Here is an 18,353-nt window from a genome sequence, read left to right on the forward strand (position 1 = left end):
TTTACATCTACTTAAGCATATTAGGGAAACATGACATCATACTTTGAGGTAGAACAACGGGATGGCGCTGCCCGAATTGGAAAAATACTCTTTCCAAAACCAGTAAGGACGCCATATATAATTGATACAGCATCCCTTAACGATGCCCATTCCCCCATAACAGATGCAGGCTCCATCTGGAACATCTCTATTGAAGAAGCAGAGGAAAGGATCAGGAAGATCCGCGAAGAGGTCGGGGATGAGACCATCATCATACTTCCTCATCAGGACCTGACCTTAGAAGTGCCTGAAGATGTGGTTATGAAGATCTCGGAGAGAACCGAAGTCGAAGCCACAGGTCCCATAGGTCGCATCTTCCGCAAAGGTGTGGATGTGAAAAAGGCTGACCTCTACGTAATGGAAGGTGCAGGTTCTTTAGAAGGCAATGCGAGAAAGTTCCTGGAGAGACTTATCGATCTGAAAGATAGTGTAGCTCCTGATACCGCTATTTACCTGCCTAACCTCTGTACCCCTATAAATGCTGCAATGCTCGTCTACCTTGGAATAGATATTGTCGATGACACAAAGGCAATAATAGCCGGATATAGCGATATATACATGACAACTGCCGGCAAACAGTTCCTTGATTCTATGACAGAGCTGCCATGCAGATGTGAAGTATGCGCACCTATTACCATAGAGGAACTAAGGGCAATGCCTAAAGCTGATAGGGCAGAGCTGATCAGCAGACACAACCGCAACATGCTGGAAGCAGAGATAGTCCTGGCGAGGGAAAGGATACGCTCGGGCAACCTTCGCGAATACGTTGAAGGACAGTGTAGAGCAGAGCCATGGCTTGCAGCCCTTTTGAGACTTTCCGATTCCCAATACGACTACATAGAAAGTCACACCCCTATTGCCAGGTCCAACCAGATGCTCGCAACGACTTCTGAATCCATGACAAGGCCTGAGGTCGTCAGGTTTGCAAAAAGGATACAGGAAAGATATACGCCTCCTGGATCCGAAATACTCGTGCTTTTTCCCTGCTCGGCAAAGAAACCATATTCAATATCCAATTCCCATAACAAGTTTATAAAATCATTGGGAAAGTACAGGAAATTCGTACATGAGGTGATCCTCACCTCCCCGCTCGGAATCGTACCCAGGGAACTTGAGATGACCTATCCTGCAGCACATTATGATACTGTTGTGACAGGATACTGGGATGCTGAAGAAATAAAGTGGGTATCCGCCTGCCTCAGGGATTATCTTTCAAAGCACAGCTATTCCCATGTCGTAGCACATGTGGAAGGAGCTTACAGGGAAATATGCGAGATAGTCTCAGAACAGCTTTCCATCGATTTCACTTATACAAGTACAGGGAACGTGTCATCATACGACTCCCTTGATAACCTGAAAAAGACCCTTTCTGAGATAGTGTCAGAAAAGGACTATAAACAGAACAGATCAAGGATCGACATGATGCGCTCTATTGCAGACTACCAGTTCGGTTCAGGTGCCGGTAAGCTGGTCGTACCTGACGGTGCAAAGATAAAAGCGCCATTCCCCAAACATCAGGTATTCATTGGTAAAGAGCAGATAGCCACAATGATACCGCAGTATGGTACACTCGCACTTACCGTTGCAGGGATACGATTGCTTTCAGATTCCGAGGAGTACTCAGGTTATACTGTGACCATAGATGATTTCCTTCCAAGGGGCTCATTGCTCGCACCTGGAGTTGTTGCTGCTGACAAGGATATCAGACCCGGAGATGAGGTTATGATCACAGGCAGTAAAGCAATAGGTGTCGGACGCGCTATGATGAGTGGAGAAGAGATGGTAGACTCTTCACGAGGGGTAGCTGTGGACCTCAGACATGTAAAAAAGGCTAACTAAGGCATTAATTTGCTTTTAAGGCCTTTTTTCTCTTTTTCTTATTACTTCTTTCAATATTCTTTTTTATAATGAGATACCTACTAAAAGACAATGATAGTCAGAAATTTTATGCCCCAGGATTTTGAACAGGTTCTGGCCATTGAAATGGAAGCATTTACAGAACACAATCCTTTCGTTTACATGAACTTCTATGAGATGAACGATGAAGGATTTCTTGTTGCAACCATGGGCAATAAGGTCATTGGTTTTGTCATGGGCTATCGGTCTGAAACGAACGAAGGCCGTATATTCTCCCTGGCAGTGAAAAAAGAATGGCAGAACATGGGTGTTGGGAAAAAGCTCCTTAATTCTATTCTGGACCTGTTCAAAGATGAGGGTATAAGATCTGCGACCCTGGAGGTCAGGAGCAGCAACGATAAAGCTATTCAGATGTACAGGAAAATGGACTTTATAGCTTGCTGGATCGAGCACGATTATTATTCGGATGGAGAAAGCGGGATCATCATGAAAAAACAACTTTCCCCAAGGTCATGGACCAATCACTCCAAGAACATCTCTTTTGAAGTGCCTTCACTTCCTGAGACCAAGTTCCAATTGCCTGACAATATTTAATTATTACTGACAGGGGAGTGCCTTCCAGTGCGCTCTGCAAATTCCTGCATTCTTACAGATGTTCTGCCAATACCTGAAAGTTCATCTTCTGAGATTATCGAAGCAAGATGGTTTCCAAGTACAAATATGGCATGTTTGTGATCTGCTTTACTGCGATGGATATGAACAGGACTTATTGACAGTGATCTATATTCAGAAAAATCATAATCACTGCTCTGACATTCCAGATGTCTCTTTATCTGAGCTAATAATGTATGCAACTGAATCAATTCATCTTTTTGCATGGTTTTAGTCCGTTTTCTTTACACCACACTCTTTGTGTGCGCTGCATTATAGTAAACTTAAGACTCAAATAAAACCATTATTCGCGGACGAGCAGTTCCTATTTATCATATAAATGTTTTTTGATTTATTTTTTATGATTAATAATGCTCTATTGAGGGAAAAAGAGAAAAAGAGAAGAGATTTGACCCTTAGAGGATCAAAAATCAGATGCTGTCAGAACATTGACACTTGCAGGGCTTTTTGCGATATTGCCCTTTTTCACACCAATAAGGTTCTCAATGCCCTTGTCAGATGCGATATCCAGTATACGCTGAGTTACGACACCATCGAAGACAACGCTCTTGATCCCTTCATCGTTCTCTTTCAGCGTGTTGACCAGATCACGAACTGCAGTTTCCTCGATGATCTCATCCTTTGAATCCAAAAGCCTTGCTCCAAGGGTTCCATTCAGTGCATCAGAATGTGGTTTAAACCTAAGTGCCTGCGGAGAGAGCACTGCGGGCTTCACTTCTTTTGGAGCCCTTGTTTCCCTAGGTGCAGGTGTTTCTCTAGGTGCCCTTGTTTCCCTGGGTGCTCTCGTTTCCCTGGGTGCCCTTGTTTCCCTGGGTGCAGGTGTTTCCCTGGATGCCCTTGTTGCCCTGGATGCCGTTGTTTCCCTTGGTGCCCTTGTTGCCCTGGATGCCGTTGTTTCCCTGGGCACCCTCGTTGCTCTTGATACCCTCGGTTTCTCTTCGGACATGGAAGGTTTGTTAACAACTTTGGTAGCAACAGATGCAGAGACCTCACTCGTTGGCCTTTCCTTGCGTTTTGGAATACGTGTGACCCTGCCACCTTTAGCAGGTTTTTCTATCTGCTCAGGTTTAACATCTGTTTTGATAGAGTAATTTTCAAGAGCTTGCTCGACCGGTATCTTCTGCCTCAGTGCGCGTACGATCTCCCTCTGAACGAGATCTTCGACACTCTTTCCGTCAGGAGCACGTGCGATGTAATCAATGTCTGCAACCTGTAGAAGCTCCTTTATGATGAGCTTTCCACCACGGTCACCGTCTGTGAATGCAGTTACAGTCTTCTTCTTTGTGAGCTCTGCAACCTCAGGTGGTACATTGGTGCCGCCTACACAGATAGTGTTCTTGATACCATATCTCAAAAGGTTCAGAACATCTGCCCTGCCTTCAACAACAACGATTGCATCGGACTCGACCACATTTGGACCACATGGTATCTTGTTCTTTCCATAGTACTCCATCTCTTCAATGCGTACTGACTGACGAACTTCGTCTGCGATCTCCTGGGATTCCGGAAGGTTCTCATCGAACATGTCGGTAAGAATGTACTTTGCACGCTCAATGATATGTTTCCTTTTGGTTGCACGAACATCCTCGATCTGTGTGATCTCGATCTTTGCCGTACATGGACCTACTCTGTCAATGGTCTCAAGGGATGCTGCAAGAATAGATGTCTCGACCCTATCGAGGCTGGATGGTATAAAGATATTACCTTTGGTCTTACCGCCCTTTGCACCTACTGCAACCTCTATCCTTCCGATACGGCCGGTCTTTTGAAGATCGCGCAGGTCCAGATCCGAACCGAGCAGACCTTCTGTCTGGCCAAAAATAGCTCCTACAATATCAGGACGCTCGATTATTCCGTCAGCGCTGATCTTTGAATGAATGATATATTTAGTGGTGTCTGTATTTTGCATATTATCTCCTTCTTATACAGTAGTTGCCATATTAGGCAGAATCTACGTTTAAACAGACCAAAAACAGGATCAATTATGCATACTACAAAATAGGATCTCAAGAGTAGAAAGAAGATTTTCGGCTGCATGTACTATGTCAGATATTGTCTATTGACCATCAATTCAAACAAATTCCCCATAGTTTGAACTATCAAGTAAGCCATCAACTATCCAGATAATCCACATATATATAAGACATCCCAAAATCCCCTCGTGCATCAATTGCACATGGATGTGTCATCTGTTCATGCGAATAATTCTGTATGCTGATATCGAACCTTTGAATAGCTATAGACAATTGACACAAATTATAAAGTGCCGTTTGTCCAATTCCTATAATATGAATAAGCCTGACTCTCTCGACTGCTCCTTCTGCTTGTAATATGTGATAATGGTGCGCATAAAGTGATGGCGCAACCACAATGATCCAGATCTTATTTTGGTAATCTGTTTATTTCCATTGGATAAATCACCCAATGGAATATTTGATAAATTAATTAAGTTTTAGTGTGATATTATTCCAATCACAATAGGCTAATTAGTTCTTACACTTTAATAACCTTGTGGTTTTGGGTCTTTCTGAAATACCTCTGCACCACGATTTCAAAAATATGCCCGAAAAACTATTTTAAGGATCATTATGATGTTATAAAGTACCTGTAATTAAATACATAACAGCATCCTCTTTAATATATAAAGATAACAACATAAACATGATATGTTCAATAAAATCAAACACAGCAACCATTTTTAAATTTGTAAGATGTGTAGCCAGAATGTCGCAATGAATCAACATGTTTAAATACAATAACATAATAGGGACGCTGACGAGCGGGACACATTATTTTTTACTACAATAACCCCCCCACTCCCCAAACTCGCTCGTCAATTATCTTACTGTTCTATTATCATTGGTTCTTTATCAGATACTGTTCTCATCAAATGCCAAAACCCTAATAAGATGCATTTGAAACTGTCTTTATGAAAGATATTAGAAAATATGACCTTGCCATCATAGGCGGAGGTGCTGCCGGGCTTACTACTGCTACACATGTAAAGCGGTGCAGGGACCTTTCCATCATAGTCATTTCAAAGGATGCTCACATATCGTACAGTGAATGTGGGATACCTTTCAAACTGTCAGGCAAAGTACATGATTTTGATTCCCTTATTGTCAAAACTCCTGACTTCTTTGATAAGATGAGAATAGATATAGAGCTTGAAACCAAGGCTCTGTCAATAGATATCCCCAATAGGACCATAGAGCTTGAGAACTCCAATATATTGTTCGATAAACTTGTAATCGCTACCGGTGGAAAACAGCGTATACCACAGCCCTTACAGAAATATATAGGAATGGATGGAGTATTCACCCTGCAAACACTTGCAGACGGTATGAAAATCGAAAATGCACTTCTTTCTGCTGAGAACATGGTCATCATCGGTGCCGGTGCAATAGGTGTTGAGACCGCTGCCGGTATAGCAAAAAGAGGGATAAACACAACACTGATCAACCGCGGTCCTGCGATCCTCTCACGTCTTATAGATCCTGATATGGCAGAGATAGTTTCAGAATACCTCAAGTCTGTCGGTGTGACCCTCATCACAGGCAATGTTCCGGATAGTATCGAAGGAAAAGAAAGTGTGGAGAGCGTTCTAATTTCAGGAGAACGAATACCAGCGGATATTATTATAATAAGCACAGGAATATTGCCTGATGTCGAGCTTGCAGAAAATGCAGGTATTTCCACAGGAGAACTTGGAGGTATTATCGTGAACGAACACCTTCAGGCATTTGTGGACGGCGATCTTTCAACCGACATATTTGCAGGCGGAGATTGTTGTGAGATAACAGACTTCATCACCAACAAAAGAACACTTGTACAACTCGCCCCTGCTGCAAGACACATGGCCACCATAATGGCAAACAACATCTGTGGGAAAGATACCATCATTAAGCCTCTTCTGGGCCCCAGTATCTACGTTGCAGGTGATCTCCTCATAGGCTCGGTGGGTCTTACAAGTAAAAGAGCAGGGGCAGAAAACATCGATATCATCACAGGTTACTCCACAGGAGTGACAAAAGCATCTTACTTCCCAGGCAGCAGTGATATCCACATAAAGCTTATTTTCAGTGATGATCTACTTACAGGTGCACAGATGATCGGAAAAAGCGGTGTAAAAGAAAGAATTGACAGCCTTACTTTCATGATAAAGAAGAAGACAACAGTTGAAGAAATGCTTTCAATTGAAACCTGTTACGCACCGCCGGTATCTACCGTTGTAGACCCTCTTATGTATGCAGTTAAAGACGCTTTCAGGAAAATAAAGGCAAGAACATGATCGATATCGATGGTTCCTATGGAGAAGGCGGCGGACAGATAGTCAGAAACGCCATAGCACTTTCTGCTGTTACTGGAAAAGCAACATCCATAAAGAACATACGTAAAGACCGGCCAAACCCCGGACTCTCAGCCCAGCATGTAAAAGCAATAGGAACAGCGGCCTTATTGTGTGATGCAAAAGTAGAAGGAGTTAAGATAGGATCAACGGATATTGCATTCTTTCCACAGGAAATAAGGGGGGGTAAATATACCATTGATATCGGCACTGCGGGAAGTATAGCTTTACTATTACAATGCATAATGCCCATTGCTGCTTATTCTGAAAATAAGGTCAAACTTGAGATAAGAGGGGGAACTGATGTTTCATGGTCACCAAGTATCGATTATCTCAATAATGTCACACTCAATGCCCTCTCGAAAATGGGCTACCGATGCAACATCGATATTTTAAAAAGAGGGTACTACCCCCGTGGCGGAGGTAGTGTTAATGCAATGATCGAGCCTTCACATTTAGTGCCTCATGAGCTTTCAGAAGAAAGAGGGATCATTCATGGAATATCGCATTGCTCCAATCTGCCTGACCATGTTGCACAGAGGCAGGCTGACAAAGCAAGGGCCGTTCTTGAAGATGCCGGCTATGAATGTTCAATAGAAACATTCCGTACTGACTTTCAATCCACTGGTAGTGGAATAACCTTATATTGTGGAATGAAAGGCTCTTTTGTACCCGGTAAAAGAGGAATAACAGCAGAAAAGGTAGGCAGTGATGCTGCTACATCTCTCCTGGATGAACTTTTAACCCCTTCTTCCGTTGACATTCATCTTGCAGACCAGCTCATCCCCTATCTCGGACTTGCTGAAGGCGGTTCTTTTACTGTAAAAGAAATATCAGACCATACAAGGACCAACATCTGGGTCACAGAACAATTCCTTGATATAAAGTTCAAGACTGAAAAAAGAAAAGGCATAGTGGAAATTTCAATTGAATAAGCTTCAAAAAGCTTATTCCTCAGTTTCCACAACGCTAAGATATTCCGGTGGAACACCATCCGTTAGCACAATATCCTCATTGACCAACATGAAATGCAATCCATCATTTTGTGCCTCATCCACATCTACCTCAAGCACTACCGGATTCTCAGTATGGACCGAAGCTGATTCTATCGCCTTCCCATAACTTGTACTAAGATGTACATAACGTTGTCTCATTGGGGCAATACCAGTATCAAGAAGCATATCAACCTCTTCCTGACTGACACCATAGTAAAGATATGGGAGCTCAGTTTCAAGATAGTCCAATTCCACATTAACGGAATGACCGTATCTTGCCCTTATCCTGGAACCCTTTATCTCATACCTAGTTTTCAGATCGGATTCGATCAGAGAAATAAGCCGTTCCCTTGTCGCCCATTTGTAGCGGCGGTCCATTATGTCACAGAGCAGGTCCATATTGACCCAGCCCTGTTCGTCCATAGTGAGCCCAACATCATCGGGAAAGTGCCTCAATGCGCCTGAAATGAACCTTCCGAGACGCTCTTCACGTTCATCGTCCAGTACATACCTTCCGCTCTCACCACAATCCGGACAAAACTCGCCCCTGAAGTATCCATGCTCATTACACTTGCGAATCATGCTATCTAAATGCAAATGCATTTTATACTTAATATAACTTTATCTACATCCACGGATCAGAAAGCGCATAATAGAAGATAAGAACGAATTTCTTCAATATAATGTATGACCTACCTTTCGTTAGGGTTATATCATATCGAACTAAACTTACCCGGGGCCTATGCTATTACAAAACAAGGAAATAGCCCTATCTTTTTCCTATAAGTTTTGGATAATTCTTACGGACCCGTTTTAATACTATTTACAGGTGTCATCAATGGACGAGATAACTGAGATCTACAATAAGCTTGGAGGCATTATCAGCGAAGACGATTTTAGAAAGAGGGTCGATGAAAAAGTAGACCAAATGAGCGGTCTTTGTGATATGAAGACAGCAGCAATGCTTGTTGCTCATGATCTTGGGGTCACAGATACTGTAAAGGATATCATCAAAATAAAGGATATAACTCCTGAGATAGGTAATGTGAGCTTTGTGGCAAAGGTAACCTCTGTTCTTGATGTACGCGAGTTCAATAGGAACGATGGTACCATTGGCAGAGTGGGGACTGTTAAGGTCGCAGACGAAACAGGTTCCATAAAACTCACTCTCTGGGATGACCGTGCAGATATCATCAAGAACGGTAGCGTTGAGGTCGGAGACTGTCTGGAGATCACAGGTTACGCAAAGGATGGCTATTCCGGAACAGAGATAAACATCGGCAAATATGGCCTGATGCGTCAGACCGACCAGAAAATAGAGGTCAACATGCAGTCACAGAAGATAGCTGATATAAAGGACGGCATGTCAGACATCAATATTTCAGGAAAGCTTCTGGATATCTCTGATGTCAGGAACTTCCAGAAAAAAGATGGGAATCCCGGGCGCGTCATGAACATACTGATAGGTGACGAGACCGGAAAGATACGCGTGACGCTGTGGGACGATAAGGTAGATTCAACCGCCTCCCTGAACCTTGATGATGCTGTTGAGATCATCAACGGATATGCAAGAACTAATAATTTCAGTCAGCAGGTCGAATTACAGATCGGAAACCATGGTGTTCTCAGAAAGACCGAAGCAGATGTCGAGTATAAAGAGAGCTTTACACCCATAACCGACATCATACCCGGTGAATCCTACTCAATAAAGGGATTTGTTTCCGGTCTTGGGGAACTCAGAGAGTTTGAGAGAGATGATGGAACCAGTAATATGGTCTCGAACATCTATATATCTGATGATACCGGCCGTATTCGGGTTGCTCTGTGGGGAGATCATGCCCTTCTTGTAGATGAACTGGACATTGAAACCCCCATCGAAATAATTGATGCATACTCAAAATCCGGATACGAGGATATAGAACTAAGTGCCGGAAACCGTACAAGGATAACAATCAAGTAAAAATGAACACCTATATATGCTATAAAGTAGAATTTTTATGTAATTGAATATGGGAATTCAATTAGTAGCATAGGAGGGTGATATTTATGGTCGTGGTGACCAAAGGGGACATTGAGGCGGACGGGTCTATCAAAGAGACCCTGAAAGATGTTGCCGTTCATGAGATAATGACTAAGGATGTCTTTATCCTTGACGTGACAAGCACAGCTCTTGAAGTAGCCAAGGCTATGGATGAACAGAATATTGATAGCGTCATCATCACAAAGTATGGTGAAGCTACAGGCATTATAACTGAAAGAGATATGGTATGTAAGGTAATGGTAAAAGATGCCATGCCCCACACCGTAAATGCTGAAGAAATAATGTCATCACCCATTCTAACAGTGAAACCAGATACAGGTGCCATTAAAGCATCTGAAATGATGGTGAAATTCCATATTCGAAGGCTTGCGGTCACAAATGGGAAGGCGATCGTAGGACTTGTTACCGACAGGGACATCCTTACAGTATCTCCGGTCCTGAACACAATTCTGGAAGACCTTATAGAGATAAATAGAGAACAGGATGTCGTTGAAGCTATTGACATTGAAAGGGGGGTATGTCAGAGGTGTGGATCACATGTAGATGATCTAAATCAATTTAACGGTCTTATACTATGCGAAGATTGTAGAGATGAAGAAGAATAAGAAGATGAAGAAGAAAATTCTTTGTCTGATTCATATGAACGGGGGTTTTATATGAAAGTCAACGAAATTATGTCCAAGGATGCTGTTAGTGTTAAAGAGCACGACAACATGACATATGCACGGCAGTTAATTAGAGACCATTTTCTTAGAGGTCTTGCTGTAACCAATGCCAATGGAAAGATGGTTGGTATCCTTAAAGCTAAGGATATTCTCAACATCGCATCCACACGTTCCAATGTAACCATTGAGGGATTCGTGAATGATTGTCCGCTTATAACACAAGAAACAGACATCATGGATGCTGCAAGACTTATTATTGCATCAGATGTGGGGCTCTGTCCAGTAGTGGCCTCAGAGACCGATAAAGAGATAGTCGGAATGGTAAGCAATTCAGATATCCTTGCAAATATCGGATCTCATAAAGTAAATAATAAAGTTGCAGCTGATGTCATGACAACTGATGTCATTAGCTGTAATCCACATGATATTATTACAAAAATATGGCCGACCCTACTTACATCGAATTGTTCCGGTCTACCTGTGGTCACCAATGCTCATGAACTTCAGGGCATGGTAACTATAAGGGATATCATAAGATCCGGATTTCTCAGGCCAGCCATTGGTGAGACACATCAAACACAATCCAAAGACGTACCTTCAGTTGAACAGATAATGTCAACTCCTGCCTATACAGTGGCTTCTGATACCAGTGTAAAAGAGTGTATTGAAAAGATGCTCCATTATGATGTCGGAAGACTGACGGTTGTTAATGATGGAAAGGTAATGGGAATAGTGGCCCGGACCGATATACTGCGTGCTTCTTTATGAGTTATGATCCCGCTTTATGACTTAGCATAACTGAGGCGAACCTATCAAGAAAATAAAAATTAGACAATTAGGACTGTAACCACAGACCTTTCAATATTTTTGGATGGCTTTTTGTTTATTCCAAAATTCGTACAGCCGATCGAATACTTAATTATTGGAAAAAAATAAGGAGGATAAAATGAAACTTCAAAACAACGGCCCTGTGGGTAGCAAGAAAAAGGATCCTGTTCAGTTTGCTGCTAATGAAACAATGGATAAGAGAGCTTTCGATTTCCATGCGAAGATATCAGAGCATGAAGGGGATATTATGTCTGTGGCAACTAAGCATGTTATCACTATCCCGCCTACGACAAAGATCATAGATGCCATCAAGATAATGACAGAAAGGAAGTTCAGACATATTCCTGTCACAAACGCTGGCACAAACAAAATTGAAGGTATCATTACATCTTTTGACATAATCGATTTCCTTGGGGGAGATAAGAACCAACTTATTGAGAATAAATATAAAGGGAACTTGCTAGCTGCTATCAACGCTAATATAAGTTCGATAATGCAACCCCACGTAGTGTCCATTCATAGCACTGGCAATATCAAGGAAGCCTTTGAGCTCATGCTGAAGCACAACATAGGAAGCCTGCCTGTAGTTGATAGTACAGATCATGTTTGTGGAATATGCACTGAGAAGGACTTCTTAACATTTGCAAGCGGACTTCCCACTAATATGTCAGTTGCCGGCCACATGAGTAAAAAGGTGGAAAAGGCGTCTGCTGATATGAAGATCGGTGATGCTGCTAAAGTGATGGTCAAGAACAACTTTAGAAGACTTCCTGTTGTAAAGAACGATATACTCATAGGGGTTGTCAATGCATCGGCCATTATGAACTTTTTAGGAAGCGGAGAGGTATTTGATAATTTGGTCACCGGTAATTTCCATGAAGCAATGGATGTTCCTATCAGTTCATTGGTCTCAAAGGACGTAGTATGGACCACTTCTGACATAGACCTCGGAGAAGCGAGCAGCCTCATGCTCGAACATGGTATTGGATCCCTGCCAGTTATCGATAACGAAGAGCTTTGTGGTATAATCACAGAGAGGGATATCCTAAGAGCAATAGCTGAATGAATTTTATTTCCACAGGAATAACTAACAAACAATGGAGGATGAGATATGAATGTATCAGACATCATGAGTTCGCCGGTATACGTTATGGAACCGGAAGAGCCTGTGTCACATGCAAGGAAATTGATGCTTAGACATAAGATAAGCACAATTGTTGTCGTGGAAGGCAACAAGATGATAGGCATCGTTACCAAATCCGATCTTGGAAGACGCCTGGCCCAGGCAGAACCAATGTGGAGACGAAGGCCTATTGACAAGGTTCCTGTAAAGATGATAATGACAGAAGACCCTGTTACTATCTATAAAGATGCATCTGTTTCTCAAGCAACGGCATTGATGGTCGATAACGATATCAATAACATCCCTGTGCTCAACAATGGAGAACTTGTGGGCATTGTTACAAGAGTGGATATAGTTCGCTGCATGTCTGAGGTCCCTGTTAAGAAGAATTTGGGTGAGATCATGACGGCAGATCCTATTTTTGTCCATAGGCATCACACTCTCAACCATGTGATAGATGAAATGGAGAGTAACAATGTCAGTAAGCTTATTGTTACAGATGATGCCGGGGAAGCGGTTGGAATTATAACGACAAGAGAACTTGCACTGCAGGTACTTGCAGATAATGCAGGGGAGCTTCCTTCAAAGAACATAAAGATGGCAAGAAAATCAGAGCCCAGTGGTGAGAAAATATACAGATATGTCAAGACTGTCCCTCTTGTGGCAGAGGATGTAATGAGCAGTATATTTGCTGTACTGGATGTTGGGGATGATATCACAAAAGCTGCAAAGATCATGGTGGATAGGAACATCACCGGTATTCCTATTGCTGAAAATGATGAGATCGTCGGTATTGTCAGCAGAACAGATATCATGAGAGCAGCTTGATGGATATTTGAGAGATTAAATAGATTAGTGATCTGGCGTCACGAAATAAAAGAGGTGAGAAGAATGCAAGTGAAGGACATAATGGTAGAACCGATATCTATTGATAAAGCAGACACGATATCCCATGCGCTTGATGTTATGGAAAAGAAGGCCACACGTCGCCTTTTGGTAAAGCATGACGATAATCTTATCGGCATACTTACAATGAGAGGCATTACTAAAGAACTTGGTACACGAAAAAAGGGGGCTAAACCTGCATCTTCACTCCATGTAGCAACCGCTGTTTCAGATAAATTCGTAAAGGTCCTGCCTGATATGGATGTGGACGATGCACTTATACTGATGGCAAAGAACCGCGGTATCATAATTGTAAGCGAGAATGAGAAGATTCTCGGTTGGGTTACACCAAATGAAGTGCTGAGCAATAGTCAGATCGATGGTTATGCTGCTGAAATAATGAACAAGGACCCTATAACCGTACATCCTGGAGACAGGGTCAGCCATATCAGACACATAATCCTTGATGAGGATATTGGAAGGTTCCCTGTTATTGAGGATGGCAAACTTGTAGGTATTGTCACTGAGCAGGACATCGCTAAGTCAATGCGTGCTTTCAGAGATATTGTTTCTGGAAATCAGCAGGATGCACGTATCAAGAACCTCATTGTCGAAGATATCATGAAAAGAGGTGTCAAGACCGTGCAATCCAACGCTCTGATGTCGGATGTTACAGCGATGATGCTCAAGGAGAAGATCGGTGGTTTGCCGGTAGTGAACCTTGAAGGAGACATGGTAGGTTTCATTACAAGAAGAAACATTATTAGTGCGTTTGCACAGTGAAATAATGAGACCTGATGATGCTGATCGTATCATATTGGATGTGAGGGCAGCTGCAGATTATCTGGACCTGCCCGTATCCAAACTCCAGAAATTATTACAAAAGCGTGAGCTTTTGCAGCTCTGGGGAGAGCATCAGCATCTTTTCCGTTTTGATACATCTGCTTCTTATATTGACAGCGGATCAGTTCTGTAGCAAAAGAATGGCTGTTTTGAACTTATAAGAGGATTTCCAAAGATACGGCGGGCCATGCTGTTAAAGCCTACAATAGAAGCTCATTTTTCTGATGTCGAGACAGTCTGTGTCGAAGAGAAGATGAACGGTTTTAATGTGCGCATCGTGACAGTTGACGGGAAGATCATTGCCATAACCCGCGGTGGTTATGTTTGCCCTTATTCCACTGAAAGAGCACAGAAGTTCTTGGATATTGATTTTTTTGAAGAACATCCGGAACTTGTGCTCCACGGCGAGATGGTAGGTCCTGACAATCCTTATATCCCAAAGGAGATCTACAATATAGCATCCCTTGAACTTTTTGTTTTCGATATAAGACATAAGCATACTGGCATCCCCCTTCCGCTTTATGAGAGAAGGCAACTTGCAGAGGAATACGGATTTGAACAGGTCAGGCTATTTGGCGAATTTCCAAAGGAAGAAGCTCCTCTAAGGATAAGTGAGATCATCAGGGAACTTGGGAAGATGGAACACGAAGGCGTTGTTATCAAAGATCCCATGATGGAGATAGCACCTTTAAAATATACCTGTTCGCAAAGCAATTGTGCAGACCTGAGACATGCTTTCAAGTTCTACAATGATGTCGGCAGGGACTATCTGTTCTCCAGAGTGGTGCGCGAAGGTTTTCAAGCAGTTGAGTGGGAAGAGACAGGTGATGATATAGACCAGCGCTGCCTGCAACTTGGCAGAAGCATACTTTACCCCATGATAGATTCTATCATCAGTATAGGAAATGGTGGCCGTATAGCCGATGAAGTTCAGATGAGGGTCTCAAACCTTGAGACCGTTTCAAAGTTCAAGGAATATTTAAAACGGCAAGGCATGGAAGCTATTTTCAGTGAACCTGAAGTGGCAGGTCATGAATTTATTGTCAAAATAAAGAAGCTGAACAAGAGTACCAATGATAAGACGCTTTCCATGTGGAAGGGAGAAACATGGTAAGCTCAAAAAAGCATATATCACAATAAGTATTTGTGTACACAAAAAGTGTGATAATATATGACAAAAATAACTATCATCGGAAGCGAAAAAAGCGGAAAGACCACCCTTGCTGCAAAATTAGGGAAGAAGGGAACAGTAGCAGATTTTACAATGTATGATTTTAAGAAAAGCGGTCAAATTCTGACAACCATCGATGCAACCGGGTATCCTGTAGCTGTTAAACCAATGATGGCCGCTCTTAATCTTTCTGATATTGCTGTTCTGTGCATACCTCCTGAGGGGCTTGATCTATATTCGGGAGAATGTATCATTGCACTGGATCTTCTGGGCTATAAGCACGGCATCATCGTTCTGACAAAATCAGATACAACTTATCCTTTTGCCATTGATGAGCTGAAAGAGAAAGTAATGAAATTAACAGCAGGAACAGCTCTTGAGAACTGGGAATACATTGCTGTTTCCACAACATCCTTTGAAGGAATGGAAGAGCTCAAGGAAATGATATTCAACCTTGGTGAGGTTGTCGATAAAGAACTTGAAGAATTGAACGAGCTTCCCCCACGTGTGGTCGTCGATCAGACATTCAATGTTACCGGTATCGGATGTGTTGTTCTTGGTGTCGTGGACCAGGGAACTATTAATGCAAAGGATAAACTGATAGCTTTCCCAAGTGATAAACAGATAGAGATCCGTTCCATTCAGATGCATGATGATGATACAAAAACTGCACCTGCAGGTGCAAGAGTTGGACTTGCACTCAAGAACGTGCAATCAAAGGATGTTGAGAGAGGTTTTGTGCTCTCACAAAAGGAAGAAGTTACAGAGGACCTTAGACTCAAATGTCATTTCACACCCTTCTCAAAGGGCTTTGCAGTAGGAGATGTTCCTCATATCTTCGTAGGTTTACAGTCAGCACCAATGCGAATTGAAAAGATCCTCATCAACGGAGAGGAAGCTGAAAGGACCACAACAGATGCTGAATGTGTGCTTACTCTCTCAGGATCGAAATTACTGGCTTACAATGAGTCTGACAGGTTCATAATCTGCAATCTGGATGATAAACAGAGATTTGTGGGATATGGCTACATAGCATAAAACCACATTTCTTTTTTAAAAACGGTTCTTTCCATCAATTAGCAGTTTCAGTTCTTTGGTCTCTTGAAACCGCAATTAAGACATGTGTATTTATGACAACACATCATTTCATCACATTCCGGACATTTCCATTCGTCCTCCTGTGCTCTTAAAAAAAGGTCCATGCCCTTCTCTTTGATGAAGATGAGATTGTCTATCAGGCTGATATTGTACCTCTTACGGTAATGCTCATCAAGTATTTTCAGGTGCTCACAAGGGAAGAATTGGCACTCATAACAATAATTTATTTCGTGTTTATCCAATTTTTTGCATTTCTTTTTTAGAAAAGCACAACTTTTGTTTTCTGCTCTGCACCCTTGGCATCTCTTTTTTCTTTTGCCCCCACTCATCGTATGACCAAAAAAAGCAATGCATGTCCCACAGTTCATGCCACAGGGAGCTATGAGTTCTTCTGAAAGCTGGGACATAGTCAGACCTTTGCTACTTTTTATTTTCTCGGCCTCAATGGTTTAAAACCATCCATATTCGTAGGCCGATCAATAGCTTTTGTCAAGGAAGTACATTCAGGATTACTGAGGAATTTCGGGCGGTCAACAGGGGCGAACAATTTATTATTTGGAGCCTGCTCACGATATACAGTATCAAACTCTTTTTTTGGTGCAGCGATCAGATCAATTGTTATGGAAGGTTCTTCATTCTGTTCTGCCTTCTGAAAAGCATCGATCTTAAGCCCTTTCTCCCTGGCAAGGGCTCCTTGCTGTTTACCATAAAGATATTGAGCAGAGATCACATCTCCAAGACCAAGACTTTCTGAAAGGGTCTTCAGCTTTACCAGGTTCTCCTTGACCCATCCGATCTCTGAATGCTTGTTATAGCCTACCTCTAATCCAAGGTTGTAAGATTTATCTTCAAGCTCGGCTTTCTTAAGCTCAGCAAGTGTAAGTTTGTCTTTCCTATTCTTTAGGTCCATTTTCAGCACTCTTTACACAAGAGCAGATCTTACCGCCAGACCCTTGTCAGTGAATTCAACTTCCATCATATCACAATGATGTTTTGTGCCACGCATCTTAATGACCTGTAATGCTCGGGTCATTCTCTTTCCATAAAGGAAATTATGAAGGAATAACACACCATGCGCTGCAAACTGTTCAGTGGAATAGGCATTAGGATCGGTCATTTCAGAAAGAATGATCGTCGTACACCCAAGGTTCTTAAGATTCCTGATAAAGCGTCCCATTTCCTTTTCTTCCAGGGAGTGATCCTTTGTACTAAAGCGTATGGCTGACATTGAATCTATTACAAGTCTCTTTACATTATACTCTGAAACATATGCTGCAATTTCCTTGAAGACCATGGCTGGTGATGGTGCTTCCCCTTCGACCGATGAATAACCTACTTCATAGTCCGAGTTGATGACCTCATGAAGCTCATCAATGTAACCGTATTCCATTCTTGGACCAAGGTCAGCGAAAAGCAGCTTTTTCATTTTTATTAAAGTTGCTATGTTCATTGCATAATTAGACATGTCATTGATGACATTCTGCGGGCTTTCGAGAAGTGTCACATAAAGGCCGACTTCTCCAAAAGTGGCTCCTTGTGCAAGAAATTGCATACCAAAAGTAGTCTTTCCGCCGCCAGGAGGTCCACTCAACAGATAGACACGATCAGTGACAAGTCCGCCCTGAATTATTTCGTCCAAACCTTCAATTCCAGATGGTATTCTCATAATAAACCCCAATTAATAATAAATTATTATAACCCAAATTGTCAATATGTTAAACTAGTAGTTAATTAATAACTAAATTAGTATTTAATTACATTAATACGTTACTGTTTGATTGCATTAAT

19 protein-coding genes are annotated in these 18,353 nt (G+C 42.1%); 13 read left to right on the plus strand and 6 right to left on the minus strand.

From position 1 onward, the window contains the following. The first annotated feature begins 30 nt into the window (after positions 1-30). Both arcS and rimI read left to right on the plus strand, forming a co-directional pair. Positions 31-1,878, plus strand: coding sequence for an archaeosine synthase subunit alpha (gene arcS, locus AC20MK_RS00080; protein ID WP_487355996.1), 1,848 nt, complete (start codon positions 31-33; stop codon positions 1,876-1,878). Between the two features lie 90 nt (positions 1,879-1,968). Then, entirely contained in the window at positions 1,969-2,490 is a 522-nt protein-coding gene (rimI, locus tag AC20MK_RS00085; RefSeq protein ID WP_487355997.1) for a ribosomal protein S18-alanine N-acetyltransferase, read from the plus strand. Here rimI and AC20MK_RS00090 read toward each other — a convergent pair. Next, on the minus strand, positions 2,487-2,774 hold the full coding sequence (locus AC20MK_RS00090) for a UPF0058 family protein (protein ID WP_487355998.1): 288 nt from the start codon (positions 2,772-2,774) through the stop codon (positions 2,487-2,489). The two genes, rimI and AC20MK_RS00090, sit on opposite strands and share 4 nt — an antisense overlap. A gap of 197 nt (positions 2,775-2,971) precedes the next feature. Beyond that, the gene (dnaG, locus tag AC20MK_RS00095; RefSeq protein ID WP_487355999.1) at positions 2,972-4,477 is read right to left on the minus strand and encodes a DNA primase DnaG; all 1,506 of its coding nucleotides are present in this window, start codon (positions 4,475-4,477) and stop codon (positions 2,972-2,974) included. A 1,020-nt stretch (positions 4,478-5,497) separates the two neighbouring features. Here dnaG and AC20MK_RS00100 point away from each other — a divergent pair. Together AC20MK_RS00100 and rtcA are read left to right on the plus strand one after the other, a co-directional pair. Then, positions 5,498-6,859: an NAD(P)/FAD-dependent oxidoreductase gene (locus AC20MK_RS00100; RefSeq protein WP_487356000.1), complete on the plus strand. Its 1,362-nt coding sequence runs from the start codon at positions 5,498-5,500 to the stop codon at positions 6,857-6,859. Next, positions 6,856-7,851, plus strand: a complete 996-nt coding sequence (gene rtcA, locus AC20MK_RS00105) for an RNA 3'-terminal phosphate cyclase (protein WP_487356001.1) — start codon at positions 6,856-6,858, stop codon at positions 7,849-7,851. Before AC20MK_RS00100 ends, rtcA begins: the two co-directional genes overlap by 4 nt. A 12-nt stretch (positions 7,852-7,863) precedes the next feature. Here the strand turns inward: rtcA and AC20MK_RS00110 are convergent, their stop codons facing one another. After that, entirely contained in the window at positions 7,864-8,493 is a 630-nt protein-coding gene (locus AC20MK_RS00110) for an RNA 2'-phosphotransferase (RefSeq protein WP_487356002.1), read from the minus strand. 256 nt (positions 8,494-8,749) lie between these two features. Here AC20MK_RS00110 and AC20MK_RS00115 point away from each other — a divergent pair, with 256 nt between their 5' ends. From AC20MK_RS00115 to AC20MK_RS00155, 9 genes are all read left to right on the plus strand, one after another. After that, positions 8,750-9,871, plus strand: coding sequence for an OB-fold nucleic acid binding domain-containing protein (locus AC20MK_RS00115; protein WP_487356003.1), 1,122 nt, complete (start codon positions 8,750-8,752; stop codon positions 9,869-9,871). A gap of 86 nt (positions 9,872-9,957) precedes the next feature. After that, the gene (locus AC20MK_RS00120; RefSeq protein WP_487356004.1) at positions 9,958-10,557 is read left to right on the plus strand and encodes a CBS domain-containing protein; all 600 of its coding nucleotides are present in this window, start codon (positions 9,958-9,960) and stop codon (positions 10,555-10,557) included. A gap of 51 nt (positions 10,558-10,608) precedes the next feature. Then, positions 10,609-11,385, plus strand: a complete 777-nt coding sequence (locus tag AC20MK_RS00125) for a CBS domain-containing protein (RefSeq protein WP_487356005.1) — start codon at positions 10,609-10,611, stop codon at positions 11,383-11,385. A 178-nt stretch (positions 11,386-11,563) separates the two neighbouring features. Further along, on the plus strand, positions 11,564-12,511 hold the full coding sequence (locus tag AC20MK_RS00130) for a CBS domain-containing protein (protein ID WP_487356006.1): 948 nt from the start codon (positions 11,564-11,566) through the stop codon (positions 12,509-12,511). Between the two features lie 45 nt (positions 12,512-12,556). Continuing rightward, the gene (locus AC20MK_RS00135) at positions 12,557-13,396 is read left to right on the plus strand and encodes a CBS domain-containing protein (RefSeq protein WP_487356007.1); all 840 of its coding nucleotides are present in this window, start codon (positions 12,557-12,559) and stop codon (positions 13,394-13,396) included. Positions 13,397-13,459: 63 nt separating this feature from the next. Continuing rightward, positions 13,460-14,236: a CBS domain-containing protein gene (locus AC20MK_RS00140; RefSeq protein ID WP_487356008.1), complete on the plus strand. Its 777-nt coding sequence runs from the start codon at positions 13,460-13,462 to the stop codon at positions 14,234-14,236. Positions 14,237-14,240: 4 nt separating this feature from the next. Then, positions 14,241-14,429 (plus strand): hypothetical protein, encoded by a 189-nt coding sequence (locus tag AC20MK_RS00145; RefSeq protein WP_487356009.1) that lies wholly within the window; start codon positions 14,241-14,243, stop codon positions 14,427-14,429. 24 nt (positions 14,430-14,453) lie between these two features. After that, positions 14,454-15,410: an RNA ligase gene (locus AC20MK_RS00150; protein ID WP_487357027.1), complete on the plus strand. Its 957-nt coding sequence runs from the start codon at positions 14,454-14,456 to the stop codon at positions 15,408-15,410. 57 nt (positions 15,411-15,467) lie between these two features. Then, positions 15,468-16,505 (plus strand): EF-Tu/IF-2/RF-3 family GTPase, encoded by a 1,038-nt coding sequence (locus tag AC20MK_RS00155; RefSeq protein WP_487356010.1) that lies wholly within the window; start codon positions 15,468-15,470, stop codon positions 16,503-16,505. Between the two features lie 47 nt (positions 16,506-16,552). Here AC20MK_RS00155 and AC20MK_RS00160 read toward each other — a convergent pair whose 3' ends face one another. Genes AC20MK_RS00160 through AC20MK_RS00170 form a run of 3 tightly spaced genes read right to left on the minus strand, consistent with a single transcriptional unit; the run spans position 16,553 to position 18,231 of the window. Further along, on the minus strand, positions 16,553-16,972 hold the full coding sequence (locus AC20MK_RS00160; protein ID WP_487356011.1) for a DUF3795 domain-containing protein: 420 nt from the start codon (positions 16,970-16,972) through the stop codon (positions 16,553-16,555). A 20-nt stretch (positions 16,973-16,992) separates the two neighbouring features. Continuing rightward, the gene (locus AC20MK_RS00165; RefSeq protein WP_487356012.1) at positions 16,993-17,475 is read right to left on the minus strand and encodes a hypothetical protein; all 483 of its coding nucleotides are present in this window, start codon (positions 17,473-17,475) and stop codon (positions 16,993-16,995) included. A gap of 12 nt (positions 17,476-17,487) precedes the next feature. Then, a complete protein-coding gene (locus AC20MK_RS00170; RefSeq protein ID WP_487356013.1) occupies positions 17,488-18,231 on the minus strand; it encodes an RAD55 family ATPase in 744 nt (247 codons plus the stop codon). Positions 18,232-18,353 lie beyond the last annotated feature (122 nt).

Source organism: Methanococcoides sp. DA23 (genome assembly GCF_057593895.1).

Bases quoted from the DNA above. Each gene is read 5' to 3' on its own strand.
- AC20MK_RS00170 (WP_487356013.1), bottom strand. From the start codon at position 18,231: ATGAGAATACCATCTGGAATTGAAGGTTTGGACGAAATAATTCAGGGC.
- rimI (WP_487355997.1), top strand. From the start codon at position 1,969: ATGATAGTCAGAAATTTTATGCCCCAGGATTTTGAACAGGTTCTGGCC.
- AC20MK_RS00100 (WP_487356000.1), top strand. From the start codon at position 5,498: ATGAAAGATATTAGAAAATATGACCTTGCCATCATAGGCGGAGGTGCT.
- rtcA (WP_487356001.1), top strand. From the start codon at position 6,856: ATGATCGATATCGATGGTTCCTATGGAGAAGGCGGCGGACAGATAGTC.
- AC20MK_RS00130 (WP_487356006.1), top strand. From the start codon at position 11,564: ATGAAACTTCAAAACAACGGCCCTGTGGGTAGCAAGAAAAAGGATCCT.
- AC20MK_RS00135 (WP_487356007.1), top strand. From the start codon at position 12,557: ATGAATGTATCAGACATCATGAGTTCGCCGGTATACGTTATGGAACCG.
- AC20MK_RS00145 (WP_487356009.1), top strand. From the start codon at position 14,241: ATGAGACCTGATGATGCTGATCGTATCATATTGGATGTGAGGGCAGCT.
- AC20MK_RS00140 (WP_487356008.1), top strand. From the start codon at position 13,460: ATGCAAGTGAAGGACATAATGGTAGAACCGATATCTATTGATAAAGCA.
- AC20MK_RS00090 (WP_487355998.1), bottom strand. From the start codon at position 2,774: ATGCAAAAAGATGAATTGATTCAGTTGCATACATTATTAGCTCAGATA.
- AC20MK_RS00120 (WP_487356004.1), top strand. From the start codon at position 9,958: ATGGTCGTGGTGACCAAAGGGGACATTGAGGCGGACGGGTCTATCAAA.
- AC20MK_RS00125 (WP_487356005.1), top strand. From the start codon at position 10,609: ATGAAAGTCAACGAAATTATGTCCAAGGATGCTGTTAGTGTTAAAGAG.
- AC20MK_RS00155 (WP_487356010.1), top strand. From the start codon at position 15,468: ATGACAAAAATAACTATCATCGGAAGCGAAAAAAGCGGAAAGACCACC.
- dnaG (WP_487355999.1), bottom strand. From the start codon at position 4,477: ATGCAAAATACAGACACCACTAAATATATCATTCATTCAAAGATCAGC.
- arcS (WP_487355996.1), top strand. From the start codon at position 31: ATGACATCATACTTTGAGGTAGAACAACGGGATGGCGCTGCCCGAATT.
- AC20MK_RS00165 (WP_487356012.1), bottom strand. From the start codon at position 17,475: ATGGACCTAAAGAATAGGAAAGACAAACTTACACTTGCTGAGCTTAAG.
- AC20MK_RS00110 (WP_487356002.1), bottom strand. From the start codon at position 8,493: ATGATTCGCAAGTGTAATGAGCATGGATACTTCAGGGGCGAGTTTTGT.
- AC20MK_RS00160 (WP_487356011.1), bottom strand. From the start codon at position 16,972: ATGTCCCAGCTTTCAGAAGAACTCATAGCTCCCTGTGGCATGAACTGT.
- AC20MK_RS00115 (WP_487356003.1), top strand. From the start codon at position 8,750: ATGGACGAGATAACTGAGATCTACAATAAGCTTGGAGGCATTATCAGC.